This is a genomic window from Streptomyces sp. NPDC033177 (assembly GCF_055577715.1).
This window is the reverse complement of record NZ_JBVIPS010000005.1, coordinates 608,762-622,239: the sequence shown is the minus strand read 5'-3', so window position 1 is coordinate 622,239 and position 13,478 is coordinate 608,762. Positions and strand designations below refer to the sequence as shown.

Below are 13,478 nucleotides of genomic sequence, written 5' to 3'. Positions count from 1 at the left end.
CGGGGCCGGAATCTTTTCGTGAGGTGAGAGAGACAGTGACCAAGTACGGATCGTTCCCCGGAGCCCGGCCCCGGCGCCTTCGCACCACGCCCGCCATGCGGCGCATGGTCGCGGAGACACGGCTGCATCCGGCCGACCTGATCCTCCCCGCGTTCGTGCGCGAGGGGATCAGCGCTCCCGTGGAGATCGGTGCGATGCCCGGCGTCGTGCAGCACACCCGAGACAGCCTGAAGAAGGCCGCCGTCGACGCGGTGGAGGCCGGGGTCTCCGGGATCATGCTCTTCGGGGTGCCCGAGGACGAGAAGAAGGACGGCGCCGGGACCGTCGGCACCGACCCGGACGGGATCCTCCAGGTCGCCCTGCGCGACGTGCGCGCCGAGGTCGGCGACGACCTCATCATCATGTCCGACCTGTGCCTCGACGAGTTCACCGACCACGGTCACTGCGGTGTCCTCGACGCCGAGGGCCGCGTCGACAACGACGCCACCCTTGAGCGGTACGCGGAGATGGCGCAGGTCCAGGCCGACGCGGGCGCTCACGTGGTGGGGCCGAGCGGCATGATGGACGGTCAGGTCGGCGTCATCCGGGACGCGTTGGACCAGGTCGGCCACGAGGACGTCTCCATCCTGGCCTACACCGTCAAGTACTCGTCGGCGTTCTACGGCCCCTTCCGCGAGGCCGTCGGTTCGTCGCTCAGGGGCGACCGCAAGACCTACCAGCAGGACCCGGCCAACACCCGCGAGTCCCTGCGCGAGCTGGCGCTCGATCTCGAAGAGGGCGCCGACATGGTGATGGTGAAGCCCGCGGGGCCCTACCTCGACGTCCTGGCGAAGGTCGCCGACGCCGTGGAGGTGCCGGTCGCCGCGTACCAGATCTCCGGTGAGTACTCGATGATCGAGGCCGCCGCCGAGCGCGGCTGGATCGACCGGGACCGGGCGATCATGGAGTCCCTGACGGGGATCAAGCGGGCGGGCGCGAACATGATCCTCACGTACTGGGCCACCGAGGTGGCGCGGCAGCTCTGAGGGCTGCTCGCATGGTTGGGCTTGACCTCAAGTTTGATTGAGGTTGCAGAGTGGTGTGCATCGGCGTTCCGAACGACGGGCCGTCGACGTTCTGAGGAGGACGTATGCGCGCCGTGGTCCTGCATGAGTTCGGTCCCGCCGAGAACCTGACGTACGAGACCTTGCCCGACCCCGTCGCGGGGCCGGGTCAGGTGCGGATCGCCGTACGCGCGGCGGGAGTTCACTTCGTCGAGACCGTCATGCGCCGTGGTGACGCCAGCGACATGGCGCCGCCGCTGCCCGAACTCCCCGCCGTTCTCGGCGGGGAGGCCGCCGGAGTCGTCGACGCGGTGGGCCCCGGCGTGGACCCCACGTGGCTGGGGCGGTCCGTCGTGACCCCGCGCAGTGAACCCGGCGGATACGCCGAACTGGCGGTGACCGACCTCGCGCAGTTGCACGAGGTGCCGGACGGGCTCGGGTTCGAGGCCGCCGTCACCATGGTGATGACGGGGTCGACGGCCATGGGGTTGCTGGACGTCGCGCAACTCACCGCCGACGACGTGGTGTTGGTGACGTCCGCCGCCGGTGGCGTCGGGCGGCTCGTGGTGCAGTACGCGCTGTCCGTGGGCGCGGTCGTGATCGGCGCCGCGGGCGGGGCCGACAAGGTGGAGGCCGTCTGGGACCTCGGCGCCGACCTCGCCGTCGACTACAACCAGCCCGGCTGGGCGGACCTCGTGCGCGAGCGCCTGGACGGGCGTGAGGTGAGCGTCGTACTCGACGGGGTGGGCGGAGAGAAGTCCGCCGCCGCGTTCGGGCTCATCGGCAGGGGCGGGCGGTACGTGGTCATCGGCTGGTCCTCGCAGGAAGGGTTCGAGCCGGACGCGGGTGTCGTGGAGGAGCGGGGGATCTCCGTCGTCAACGCGCTGCTCAGGCTGATCGAGCGTCCCGAGGACGGCCCCGAGCACGAGCGGCGGGCTCTGGAGGCCGCCGCCAAGGGCGAGTTGGTGCCCGCGGTGCGAGCGTTCCCGCTCGCGGAAGCGGCTCGGGCCCACGCGGCCATGGAGCGGCGGGAGACGACCGGGAAGGTCGTGCTGGTTCCGTAGTTCCGCAGGCGGACCTCAGTTCTGCTTGAGCAGGGTCACCAGGCGGGAGAGGCCGTCGGCGCCGTGGCCCTCCTGGACCGCGCGGTCCAGGAGGCCCTGGAAGGGCTCGAAGAGGTCGGTCCGCAGGCCCTGCTCGGCGTACGCCTGGAGGAAGTTGGGGAACACCTCGCGGTTCATGGCGAGGTCGGACACGTCGGTGAGGTGCTGGTCGGAGTCGACCGCATCGGCCGTCTCCGTCACGACCCCGTGCGTCATCGCCAGGACGAAGTCCCCGAGCAGCGGCGCGAACTCCCGGGCCGGGATGCCCTCGCTGCCGATCAGCGCGAAGGCCTGCGCGACGCCCGCCACCATGCCGTACATGCCGGTGAGCAGGGAGAGGTCGTAGAGGGCGGCGAGTCCCGGGTCCTTGCCGACCCACTTGGTCTCGGCCAGCACGGTCAGGGTCTCGCGGTGCGTCTCGAAGGCCGCCTCGTCGGTGCCGCTGTAGAGGATGTACGCGCCCGGCGTCGCGATCATCTGGGGGACGGCCATGATGCCGCCGTCGATGTACGTGATGCCGTGCGCCTCGGCCCATGCTGCCAACTCCCGCGCCTGGGAGGGCGTTCCGTTCGTGAGGTTCACGAGGGTGCGGCCGGCGAGCGCTGCTGCCTCCGGCGCGAGCAGGGTGCGTACGTTGTCGTTGGTCGTGAGGCAGACGATGACGAGGGGCGCGGCTTCGATGGCCTCCTTCGCCGTGGCGGCCGGGGTGGCGCCCTGTGCCGCGAGGGGGCCCGTCTTGGCGGCGGTGCGGTTCCAGACGGTGGTCGGGTGGCCCGCCTTGATCAGGGCGGAGGCGAGTGCGGTGCCCATGAGGCCGAGGCCGAGGACGGTCACGGGACTGCTGGTGCTGGGCATGAGGGCTCCTTCGGGGGCGTTTTCGGGGGGTTTCCGGGTACGCCTTTGATCCTTGCGGGGCCCTGTGGTGAGAACAAGTACGGACTATTTAGTGCGGTACTTACCTTCTGGTCAGTGAGCGGGTGGCTGTCGGGGGCCGCTCAGCCACCCACCCAGCGCCAGGCCTAGCGGGGGTGCGCCGTCACCAGATCAGAGCGTCCGAAGCCGACGTCTGCCAGTACGTGACGAACGCCGAGCTGTCCACGTAGACGCCACCCTCCGGAAGCTTCGCCGCCGCCGGGCCGCCCACGCTGCCGTTCATCGCGCGGTTGGAGAAGTGGACGTCCAGCTTGTGGGCCTGGGAGCCCTCCGAGCCCTCGGGAGATGAGGTGCCGATGGCCGCGTACGCCGACTGGCCCGGCTCGAGGGTGACGACCGCCTGGGGCTTGCTCGCGTCGAGCCACGGAGTGGCGGCCTGGCCCTCGTCGAAGCGCAGGAACGGGGCACCGTACGCGTAACACGTCTTCGTGCCCGTGTTCTTGGCCTTCAGGAGCAGGTGGTTGATGGGACGGTCGACCTCCTGCACGGTGACCTTCGTGGTGGCCGCGGTGCAGGTGACCGGCGCCGACTTGGCGGCGGGGGTGGCGGCCGATGCGGCGCCGCCGAGCGCGGTGAGCGAGAGGGCGGCGGTGAGGGCCGCGGAAACGGCGGTGGCCTTGGTGCTGAATCGCATGGCTGATCTCTTTCGGTGTGATGCGGGAGACGCGAGCCGCGCCGAGGGACTCCCGGTCGCGGCGTGCTTGTATGGCCCAGAGCTTGTGCGGGGTTCTGTCCCGTTGGACAGCGTGGAACGGCAGTTGGGGGACGCCGGGACATTCGTACGGCTTTGATCTGCGGAAACTCCGTTCCCTGGAACGGCTGGATGGGATGGAGAGAGCGTGGGGGCGGGCGATCTCGCGGAGTTGCTGCGGGAGTTGAAGGAGCGGTCGGGGCTCAGTTACGGGTCGCTGGCCAAGCGGTTGCATGTGTCGACGTCGACGCTGCACCGGTATGTGAGCGGGTCGGCCGTGCCGACGGAGTTCGCTCCGTTGGAGCGGTTCGCCCGGGTCTGCAAGGCCTCGCGGGAGGAGATGGTCGAGCTTCACCGGCGGTGGATCCTGGCCGACGCGTCGAGGGGTGACCGTGACCGCAAGGAGCCTCTCGCTGGGGCGTCCTCCCCGGTCGCGGCGCCCGACCAGCCGGTGGCGCCCGACCAGCCGGTGGCGCCCGACCAGCCGGTGGCGGCGGACCCGGCCGTCCCGGACCCGGCGAAGGCCGTCCCGGACCCGGCCGTCCCGGACCCCTCGGCCCCGGCGAAGGCCGTCTCGGACTCCGCCGGTCGCGCCGACCCCGCCGCCCCCTCCGAAGCAGGCTACGAGCCCTCCGGCCCCGGCATCGTCATCGGTCCCGTCCCCACCGGTGCCAGGAGCGAGGGAAGGCGGCTGCCCCGGGCGCGGGTCCTGGTCGCCGCGGGTGTCGTTCTCGCCCTCGGCGCCACCGCCGTCGCCGTACAGGCCGCGTCCGGCGGCGGTGACCGTGACCGTGCCGCCGTCGACACACCGGCCCCGCACGGCGAGCAGGAGCCGGGCCCTGACGGCACCGGATCAGCGTCGCCCTCAGGGAAAGAGTCCGGGAAGGGCAATCCTGGCAAGGAGTCCAAGGGCTCCGAGAGGCCCAAGGACGGGAAAGGCAAGGGCGACGGGAGCGGAGCCGGGGCGCCCGGCACCGGAGACGGCGCCAAGGGCGGTGGCGGCACCGGCGCCGCCGAGGGCGGTGTTCCGGTGACTGTCTCCACCCAGCCCCAGCACTGGGAGGACCCCTGCGGCCACCCTTACCTGGTCGACAAGGACCCCGCCACCCTCTCCCCGCCCCCCAACGAGCAGGACGCCGCAGGATGGGTCGCCGCGAACGGCGCGGTCTCCGCACGGGACCAGACCGTGAAGCTGACCGTGCAGGGCAAGGGCAAGGAAACCGTCGTCCTGGAGTCCCTGAACGTCCGCGTCGCGGGGACCAGCGCACCGCTCGCCTGGACCAACTACAAGATGGGCTACCTCGGCGTCGGCTGCGGAGGCAACGTCCCCAAGCACTCCTTCGCCGTCAACCTGGACGCCTCGGTGCCGCGCCCGACCCCGCAGGCAGGGGAGAGCGGCTTCCCCTACAAGGTGAGCGCAAGCGACCCCGAGGCGTTCTTCATCAACGCCACCGCCAACACCCGTTACGTACGCTGGTACTTGGAGCTCGAATGGTCGAGCGGCTCCCGAAGCGGCACGGTGCGCATCGACGACACGGGCAAGCCGTTCGCCACCAGCGGCGACAAGGGCCGCCCCGTCTACGGGTTCTCGCTCAACAGCAAGAAGTGGACGAAGACGAATCGCGACGACGACAACGTCCCGGACCCGCCCGCCTAGACGCGTCGGCCCGATCAGCGTGGGCGTCCCCATCCCGTCCGTATCCCGGAATGGTGCTTGTAAACGCCACGCAGTTCCCTACGCTGCCGGAAAACAAAGGAGCCGCAGATGACCGTCACCGACGCCCACGTCCCCACCGGCCAGGACGCAGACACCGCCCAAGCCCCGGCCCCCGTGCCGGAGTTCGCGGCCCGTGTCGCCTCCGTCGGGGGCTCCCCGGTACGGGACATCCTGGCCGTGACGGCACGGCCCGAGGTCATCAACTTCGCGGGCGGGCTCCCGGCTCCCGCCCTCTTCGACAAGGCCGGCATCGCCGCCGCGTTCCACGCCGTGCTCACCGAGCAGCCCGAGCGCGCGCTCCAGTACGCCACGACCGAGGGCGAGCCCGCCCTGCGGTCCGCCATCGCCGCACGCTTCTCCGTGCGCGGCCTCGCGACCGACGCCGACGACATCGTCATCACCACCGGCTCGCAACAGGCGCTCTCGCTGCTGGCCACGGCCCTCATCGAGCCCGGCGAGGTCATCCTCGTCGAAAGCCCCTGTTACCTGGCCGCACTTCAGGCCTTCGGCCTCGCGGGCGCGCACGTCGTGCCCGTGCCCTGCGACGAGACCGGGATCGACCCGGAGGCCCTCGACGAACTCGTCGCCCTGCACCGGCCCAAGCTGCTCTACACCGTCCCCACCTTCCAGAACCCGACCGGCCGCACCATGCCCGCCGCTCGCCGGGCCGCGATCGCCGCCGTCGCCGCGCGGCGCGGACTGTGGATCGTCGAGGACGACCCGTACGGAGAGCTGCGCTTCGAGGGCGAGCGCGTGCCGTGGATCGCCTCGTACCCGGGCGCCGAGGACCGCACCATCCTGCTCGGCAGCTTCTCCAAGGTCATGGCGCCGGGGCTGCGCCTCGGCTGGCTGCGGGGCCCCGCCGCGCTGCTGCGGGCCTGCGCCATCGCCAAGCAGGCCGCCGACCTGCACACGCCTACCGTCAACCAGCTCGCCGCCGCACGGTACTTGGCGGACAACGACCTCGACGCGCACGTGGCACACGTCGCAGGGGAGTACCGGGTGCACCGGGACGCGATGCTCGCGGGGATCGGGGACGCGCTGCCCGAGGGGTCGAGCTGGCTCCGGCCGGAGGGCGGCATGTTCGTCTGGGCCAAGCTGCCCGATGGGTACGACACCGGCGCGCTGCTTCCCGAGGTCGTCAAGCACGACGTGGCGTACGTGCCGGGGGCGCCGTTCTTCGCGGGCGAACCCGACCGGGCCACCCTGCGGATGTGCTTCGTGACGCAGTCCCCCGACGAGATCGCCGAGGGACTGCGCAGGCTCGGAGCCGCACTCAGGGGTCAGAGGCGCTCAGGCGTCTAGAGGCGCTCAGGCGTCCTGATGCCGAGGAGCGCCATGCCCTGGTGCAGGGTGCGGGCCGTGATGTCGCACAGGAACAGACGGTTCTCGACCTGCGCCGGGGTCTCCGCCTTCAGGACCGGGCACTTGTCGTAGAACGTCGTGTAGAACGACGCCAGTTGGTAGAGGTACGCGGCCAGCTTGTGCGGCGCGTACTCCCCGGCGACCTCGGCGACCGTCTCCGCGAACTGGTCGACGTGCAGCCCCAACGCCCGCTCGGGTGCGGTCAGTTCGAGCTCCAGGTGGGCCTGCGGGCGCACGTCGCCAGCCTTGCGCAGGATCGACTGGATACGGGCGTACGCGTACTGGAGGTACACGGACGTGTCGCCGTTCAGCGACACCATCTGGTCCAGGTCGAACTTGTAGTCGCGCACCGCCGACGTCGACAGGTCCGCGTACTTCACCGCGCCGATGCCCACCTGGGCGCCGCGCTCGGCGATCTCCTCCTCGGAGAGGTCCTGGGCCTTCTCGCGGACGATGGCCGACGCCCGGTCGATCGCCTCGTCGAGCAGGTCGATGAGGCGTACGGTCTCGCCCTCACGGGTCTTGAACGGCTTGCCGTCCTTGCCGAGCACCGTGCCGAAGCCGAGCTGCACCGCCTTGACGTCATCCGTCAGCCAGCCCGCCCTGCGAGCCGTCTCGAAGACCATCTTGAAGTGCAGGGACTGCCGCGCGTCCACCACGTAGAGGAGGGTGTCGGCCTTCACGTTGAAGACGCGGTCGCGAATCGCCGAGAGGTCGGTCGCCGCATACCCGAAGCCGCCGTCGGACTTCTGGACGATCAGCGGGGAGGGGTTGCCGTCCGGGCCCTTCACGTCGTCGAAGAACACACACAGCGCGCCGTTCGACCGGACCGCGACGCCGGACTCCTCAAGCATGCGGCAGGTCTCCGCCAGCATGTCGTTGTAACCCGACTCACCGACGATGTCCGCGTCCTCGATCTCCACGTCCAGCTTGTTGAAGACCGAGTAGAAGTAGACCTTCGACTCGTCCACGAACCGCTGCCAGATCGCGAGGGTCTCCGGGTCACCCGCCTGGAGGTCCACGACCCGGCGCCGGGCGCGCGTCTTGAAGTCCTCGTCGGAGTCGAAGAGCACCTTCGACTCCTTGTAGACGCGGTTCAGGCCGGACATGGCCTCCTCGCCCGCCTGCTCGGTGCCGTCGGCGGCCTGGTGGCCAAGCGCGTCCGGGTGCTCGATCAGGTACTGCACGAGCATGCCGAACTGGGTGCCCCAGTCGCCGATGTGGTGGCGGCTGACGACCTTCTCGCCGGTGAATTCCAGGATCTTGACGACGGAGTTGCCGATGACCGAGTTCCGCAGGTGGCCGACGTGCATCTCCTTGGCCACGTTCGGCTGGGCCCAGTCGACGACCGTCGTGCCCGCCTGCTCGGCGTACGGCACGCCGAGCCGCTCGCCGTCGGCGGCGCGCGCGGCGAGGTTCTCGGTGATCGCCTTGTCGGTCACCGTCACGTTCAGGAAGCCGGGGCCCGAGACCTCGACGTCCTTCAGCAGGTCAGGGGCGTCGATCGCGTCCACGACCTTCGTCGCGAGCTCCCGCGGGTTCGCCTTGGCCTTCTTGGCGAGGGCCAGGATCCCGTTGGCCTGGTAGTCGGCCCGGTCGCTTCGTCGCAGCAGCGGGTCGGCGGCGCCGGCCTCCGGCAGGGCAGCCGAGAGGGCGTCCGCGAGGCGCTGGTGGACGGAGGCGGTGAGGGACGTGACCGAGGCCATGAATGGGTGCCGTTCTGCTCGGGTGCCTGGTTGCTGGGGGTCTAGAAATTCGAGTATCCCACGGGGTGAAAAGCGGTTTTCGCTGTTGCGGGTCGACCTGGGAGAATGACTCCGACAAGCGGTACTCACGTAGAAGAAGAGATGAAGCAGAAAGGCGTGCCGATCGTGGCTCAGAGCACCGATACCACCGACTGGGTCTCCCGCTACGCGGACGAGGTCATCGCCGAGTCGGAGCGTCGTGCCCCGGGCGCGAAACATTCTGGCGCTGCCGCGCCGGGGATCGTCATCGCCTCCGGGCTCTCCCCCTCCGGACCGATCCACCTGGGCAACCTCCGCGAGGTCATGACCCCGCACCTCGTCGCGGACGAGATCCGACGGCGCGGGCACGAGGTCCGCCACCTCATCTCCTGGGACGACTACGACCGGTACCGCAAGGTCCCGGCCGGCGTCCCCGGCATCGACGAGTCCTGGGCCCAGCACATCGGCAAGCCCCTCACCTCCGTGCCCGCTCCGGCCGGTTCCGCGTACGCGAACTGGGCCGAGCACTTCAAGGCGGCCATGACCGAGGCGCTCGACGAGCTGGGCGTGGAGTACGACGGGATCAGCCAGACCGAGCAGTACACCTCGGGCGTCTACCGCGAGCAGATCCTGCACGCGATGAAGCACCGCGGTGACATCGACGCGATCCTCGACCAGTACCGCACCAAGAAGGCCCCCGGGAAGGGCGGCCAGAAGCAGTCGCAGAAGCCCGTCGACGAGGCCGAGCTGGAGGCCGCCGAGGGGTCCGGCGCCGCGAGCGAGGACGACGGCAGCGGCGGCTCCAGCGGGTACTTCCCGTACAAGCCGTACTGCGGCGCGTGCGAGAAGGACCTGACCACGGTCACGTCGTACGACGACGAGAGCACCGAGCTCGCGTACGTCTGCGCGGACTGCGGCCACAGCGAGACGGTGCTGCTCAGCGAGTTCAACCGCGGCAAGCTGGTCTGGAAGGTCGACTGGCCCATGCGCTGGGCGTACGAGGGCGTCATCTTCGAGCCGAGCGGCGTGGACCACTCGTCTCCCGGGTCGTCCTTCGTCGTCGGCGGGCAGATCGTGCGGGAGATCTTCGACGGCGTGCAGCCGATCGGCCCGATGTACGCGTTCGTCGGCATCTCCGGCATGGCGAAGATGTCCTCGTCGAAGGGTGGCGTGCCGACTCCGGCCGACGCGCTGAAGATCATGGAGGCGCCGCTCCTCCGCTGGCTGTACGCGCGGCGGAAGCCGAACCAGTCCTTCAAGATCGCCTTCGACCAGGAGATCCAGCGGCTCTACGACGAGTGGGACAAGCTGGACGCGAAGGTCGCGGACGGCTCCGTGCTGCCCGCCGACGCCGCCGCGCACTCGCGTGCGGTGCGGACGGCTGCCGGTGAGCTGCCGCGGACTCCGCGTCCGCTGCCGTACCGGACGCTCGCGTCCGTCGCGGACGTCACGGCAGGCGCCGAGGACCAGACGCTGCGGATCCTGCGGGACCTGGACCCGACGGACCCGATCTCGTCCCTGGACGAGGCGCGGCCTCGCCTGGACCGTGCCGAGAACTGGATCACCACCCAGGTCCCGGCGGACGCGCGCACGATCGTGCGTTCGGAGCCGGACGCGGAGCTGCTGTCGTCCTTGGACGACGAGGGCCGTGAGTCGCTGCGGCTGCTCCTGGAGGGCCTGGACTCGCACTGGTCCCTCGACGGTCTCACGCACCTCGTGTACGGGGTGCCGAAGGTGCAGGCCGGGTTCTCCGCGGACGCGACGGCCAAGGAGCTTCCGCCCGAGATCAAGGTCGCGCAGCGCTCGTTCTTCGCCCTGCTCTACCGCCTCCTGGTGACCCGGGAGACGGGGCCGCGCCTGCCCACGCTGTTGCTCGCCGTGGGCGCGGAGAGGGTGCGAAAGCTGCTCGGCGCGTAACGCTGGCCGCTTTGGCGGTACGGGGTTGGGGGCGGGGCCCAGTTGTTTCTGGGCGCCGCCCCCTTCGCGTGCCGCGGGGGCGGGGAATTCGCCGCGGAGCGGTGGGGCCGGCCGCGGTAAGAGGGGCTGCACCCTTTGGACTACCGGAAGATCACTCCCGGGCAGGACGCCCAAGGCCCCGGGGCCAGACACCGTGGACGTATGAAGGAAATCATCGCCATCGTCGGATGGATCGTCGGGATTCAGGGCGCGCTCGGCGCCGCCGGCCGCCTCTTCGGGGACGAACCGTGGGGGCTCCTCCACAAGTGGTGGGACGTGCCCACCCCCGCCTACCTCGCCCTGGCCATCGCCGGCGCCGCCCTGGCCATCTGGGGCGAGACCGCCAAGAAGCGCACCCGCAGCAGGGTGTGAAGCAACGGAGCCGCACCCCCGCTACGCGCTGTACTCGGAGTCCAGCTCCTCCTGGTACCGGCTCCGGAAATCACGCAGGTACGGACGCAGCGTGCTCTCCGCCGGAGGCCCGCCCGCCTGCCCGGTGACGCCGTACAGGTCCATCAAGTACAGGCCGAACTGCCGGGCGTTGGGATAGTCCCCGAGCTCGCTCACGTACTTGCGGAACGCCGCGAAGTACGCGTCGTCGCGCGACACGTCGTCCGGCAGACCGGACGCCTCGGGCAGCGGCCCCAGCTCCTCCGGCCCCACCTCGCCGGCCTCGCGCGCGTCGCGGGCCTCGCGCGCCTCGCCTTCGGCGGCCTGCTCCTCGCGCGGCCCGGGAATCAGATGCTGACCGCCGAGCGGACGGGTGCGGCCGGGCCCCGCGGGCACCTGGAACTCCGGCTCGGCGGGAGCGACAGCGGCCCCGCCCTGCTCGTCGAAGTACGCCTGCTGCTCCAGATACTCCTGCTGCTCGACGTACGCCTGCTGCTCCGCGTACGCCTGCTGGTCCGCGTACCACTGGTCGTGCGGCTCCTCAGGAACGTACGACGGCTGCTGAGCCGCGAACCACGGGCTCACATGCGCTCCCGCCGGCTCCGTCTCCGTCTCCGGCGGCTGCTCCTGCCCGGCCTGCTCCTGCTGGGCCCGCGGCTTCCGCTCCGACTCCAGCTGCGGCGCGGGCGGCGCCACCAGCTCCGGCTGCTGCGACTCCGCCGCCACCGGCACCGGCGCGGGCGGAAGCAGCGCGGGCTCGATGCCCGCCGCCGCGAGCCCGGCGGGGGCGGTCTCGGCCAGCGGTACGCCGAACCGCGCCAGCCGCAGCGGCATCAGGGACTCCACCGGGGCCTTGCGGCGCCAGGAGCGGCCGTAGCGGGCCTGGAGGCGGGCCTGGTAGATGAGGCGGTCCTGCTCCAGCTGGATGACCTGCTCGTAGGAGCGGATCTCCCACAGCTTCATCCGGCGCCACAGCTTGAACGTCGGCACGGGCGAGAGAAGCCAGCGCGTGAGGCGTACGCCCTCCATGTGCTTGTCGGCCGTGATGTCCGCGATCCGGCCCACCGCGTGCCGCGCCGCCTCGACGGCGACCACGAACAGGACGGGGATGACCGCGTGCATGCCCACGCCCAGCGGATCCGGCCAGGCGGCCGCGCCGTTGAAGGCGATCGTCGCCGCCGTCAGGAGCCAGGCCGTCTGGCGAAGGAGCGGGAAGGGGATACGGATCCACGTGAGGAGGAGGTCGAGCGCCAGCAGGACGCAGATGCCCGCGTCGATGCCGATCGGGAAGACCACCGAGAAGCTGCCGAAGCCCTTCTTCTCGGCCAGATCACGCACGGCCGTGTACGACCCCGCGAAACCGATCGCGGCGATGACGACCGCACCGGCTACGACCACGCCGATGAGTATTCGGTGCGTGCGTGTCAGCTGCATCGCGGCCACCCGCGAACCCCTCCCTGTTCGGTTTGTTGCGAGCGACAGCCTGGCACACGCATGCGGAAGCCGGTGTGCCGGTACGGCAGGAGCCCGGCCACCAGGGGGCCGGGCTCCACAACTGCCTTGACCGCGCCGCGAGTTGCCCGCGAGGCGCGTGTCGTACTTTTCTCGCCCTGCGTCAGCTCTTGGGCTTGCTGCTGGACTTGGGCTTCGACTTGTCGCTGGACTTGGAGTCGTCCTTCGAGCCCGAGTCCTTCGAGCCGGAGTCCTTCGACCCGGAGTCCTCGGAGCCCGAGTCCTTCGAGCCCGAGTCCTTGGAGTCGCTGTCCGCCCCGCCCGCCTTGTTCGCGGCGACGACCGCCTCGGCGGCCTCCTTCGCGGCCTTCTCGGCGTCCTTGGACAGATCCTTCGAGCTCGGCGCCTTGTCGCCCGCCAGGCCCGCGCCGTTGTAGTCGATCGTGACGACCGCGTTCTCCACGCGCGTCACGACCGTCTGCTGCTTGAAGTTTTCCTTGTCCTTCTTCAGGTCGTAGTGCACGACCGTCGTCTGGTCGCCCATCCCGGGCACCGGCTCCGTCTTGACGCTCTTCGCGCCCTCCGTCGCCTGCGCGTCAGCGACCTGCTTCGCGAAGCTGCTCTGCGCGCGCTTGGCGCCGCTGCCGAGCGACGCGTCCGAGTCGAAGCGCATCAGCGAGACGCGCAGCCAGCGGAACTGCGAACCGTCGACGCCGTTGTTGTCCAGGCTGTCCCAGGAGCAGGTGCCGCGCGCCGAAGTGTCGTCGGACGTGCCCGCCTTGCCCGACTTGTCCTTCGCCTCCGGGACGAGGTCGCCGAGCGTCTTCTTCGACAGGACGTCGCAGGGCTCGGGCAGCTTGTCGAACGCCGCCTTCTCCACGGTCGCGGCCTTGTCCTTGCCCGAGGCCGAGGCGGAAGCCTTGGAACCCGAGTCCTTCTTCACCCCGTCCGAGCCCGAGCCGGAGTCGGAGGAGCAGCCGGAGGCAATGAAGATCACCGGTACGGCGGCTGCGCAGGTGAGTATGCGGGTGAGTCGCTGTGCTGGTCGGTGCATGGTTCCTTCACTCAAGTCACTCAAGACGGCTGTCGTCGGTTCGATGGGCC

General features: G+C 70.4%; 11 protein-coding genes. 6 read left to right on the top strand and 5 right to left on the bottom strand.

The features are described 5' to 3' along the window. The first annotated feature begins 35 nt into the window (after positions 1-35). Positions 36-1,025 carry a porphobilinogen synthase gene (hemB, locus tag ACZ5U5_RS20960; RefSeq protein WP_469023659.1) on the top strand — a complete coding sequence of 330 codons (990 nt, stop codon included), beginning with the start codon at positions 36-38 and terminating at the stop codon, positions 1,023-1,025. A gap of 104 nt (positions 1,026-1,129) precedes the next feature. After that, the gene (locus ACZ5U5_RS20955) at positions 1,130-2,107 is read left to right on the top strand and encodes a zinc-binding dehydrogenase (protein WP_469023656.1); all 978 of its coding nucleotides are present in this window, start codon (positions 1,130-1,132) and stop codon (positions 2,105-2,107) included. Between the two features lie 15 nt (positions 2,108-2,122). On the opposite strand, the gene ACZ5U5_RS20950 is transcribed toward ACZ5U5_RS20955, so the two are convergent. Beyond that, positions 2,123-3,001 carry an NAD(P)-dependent oxidoreductase gene (locus ACZ5U5_RS20950; protein WP_469023653.1) on the bottom strand — a complete coding sequence of 293 codons (879 nt, stop codon included), beginning with the start codon at positions 2,999-3,001 and terminating at the stop codon, positions 2,123-2,125. A gap of 181 nt (positions 3,002-3,182) precedes the next feature. After that, a complete protein-coding gene (locus ACZ5U5_RS20945) occupies positions 3,183-3,713 on the bottom strand; it encodes a DUF4232 domain-containing protein (RefSeq protein WP_469023650.1) in 531 nt (176 codons plus the stop codon). Between the two features lie 205 nt (positions 3,714-3,918). Between ACZ5U5_RS20945 and ACZ5U5_RS20940 the strand changes: the two genes are divergently transcribed. Together ACZ5U5_RS20940 and ACZ5U5_RS20935 are read left to right on the top strand one after the other, a co-directional pair. Continuing rightward, positions 3,919-5,427, top strand: a complete 1,509-nt coding sequence (locus tag ACZ5U5_RS20940) for a helix-turn-helix domain-containing protein (protein WP_469023647.1) — start codon at positions 3,919-3,921, stop codon at positions 5,425-5,427. A gap of 108 nt (positions 5,428-5,535) precedes the next feature. Beyond that, a complete protein-coding gene (locus ACZ5U5_RS20935) occupies positions 5,536-6,792 on the top strand; it encodes an aminotransferase-like domain-containing protein (RefSeq protein WP_469023645.1) in 1,257 nt (418 codons plus the stop codon). Here the strand turns inward: ACZ5U5_RS20935 and argS are convergent. Then, a complete protein-coding gene (gene argS / locus ACZ5U5_RS20930; RefSeq protein WP_469023642.1) occupies positions 6,789-8,558 on the bottom strand; it encodes an arginine--tRNA ligase in 1,770 nt (589 codons plus the stop codon). The two genes, ACZ5U5_RS20935 and argS, sit on opposite strands and share 4 nt — an antisense overlap. 156 nt (positions 8,559-8,714) lie before the next feature. Here argS and lysS point away from each other — a divergent pair, with 156 nt between their 5' ends. Together lysS and ACZ5U5_RS20920 are read left to right on the top strand one after the other, a co-directional pair. Then, positions 8,715-10,493 (top strand): lysine--tRNA ligase, encoded by a 1,779-nt coding sequence (lysS, locus tag ACZ5U5_RS20925; protein ID WP_469023789.1) that lies wholly within the window; start codon positions 8,715-8,717, stop codon positions 10,491-10,493. A gap of 201 nt (positions 10,494-10,694) precedes the next feature. Further along, on the top strand, positions 10,695-10,904 hold the full coding sequence (locus ACZ5U5_RS20920; protein ID WP_469023640.1) for a hypothetical protein: 210 nt from the start codon (positions 10,695-10,697) through the stop codon (positions 10,902-10,904). 21 nt (positions 10,905-10,925) lie between these two features. Here the strand turns inward: ACZ5U5_RS20920 and ACZ5U5_RS20915 are convergent, their stop codons facing one another. Both ACZ5U5_RS20915 and ACZ5U5_RS20910 read right to left on the bottom strand, forming a co-directional pair. Next, positions 10,926-12,365, bottom strand: coding sequence for a DUF2637 domain-containing protein (locus tag ACZ5U5_RS20915; RefSeq protein WP_469023638.1), 1,440 nt, complete (start codon positions 12,363-12,365; stop codon positions 10,926-10,928). Between the two features lie 172 nt (positions 12,366-12,537). Continuing rightward, on the bottom strand, positions 12,538-13,428 hold the full coding sequence (locus ACZ5U5_RS20910) for a DUF3558 domain-containing protein (RefSeq protein WP_469023636.1): 891 nt from the start codon (positions 13,426-13,428) through the stop codon (positions 12,538-12,540). Positions 13,429-13,478 lie beyond the last annotated feature (50 nt).

What these genes read in the sequence shown, in the direction of transcription:
- ACZ5U5_RS20955 (WP_469023656.1), top strand. Translation starts at nt 1,130, where the DNA reads ATGCGCGCCGTGGTCCTGCATGAGTTCGGTCCCGCCGAGAACCTGACG.
- ACZ5U5_RS20950 (WP_469023653.1), bottom strand. Translation starts at nt 3,001, where the DNA reads ATGCCCAGCACCAGCAGTCCCGTGACCGTCCTCGGCCTCGGCCTCATG.
- ACZ5U5_RS20945 (WP_469023650.1), bottom strand. Translation starts at nt 3,713, where the DNA reads ATGCGATTCAGCACCAAGGCCACCGCCGTTTCCGCGGCCCTCACCGCC.
- ACZ5U5_RS20935 (WP_469023645.1), top strand. Translation starts at nt 5,536, where the DNA reads ATGACCGTCACCGACGCCCACGTCCCCACCGGCCAGGACGCAGACACC.
- argS (WP_469023642.1), bottom strand. Translation starts at nt 8,558, where the DNA reads ATGGCCTCGGTCACGTCCCTCACCGCCTCCGTCCACCAGCGCCTCGCG.
- ACZ5U5_RS20920 (WP_469023640.1), top strand. Translation starts at nt 10,695, where the DNA reads ATGAAGGAAATCATCGCCATCGTCGGATGGATCGTCGGGATTCAGGGC.
- ACZ5U5_RS20910 (WP_469023636.1), bottom strand. Translation starts at nt 13,428, where the DNA reads ATGCACCGACCAGCACAGCGACTCACCCGCATACTCACCTGCGCAGCC.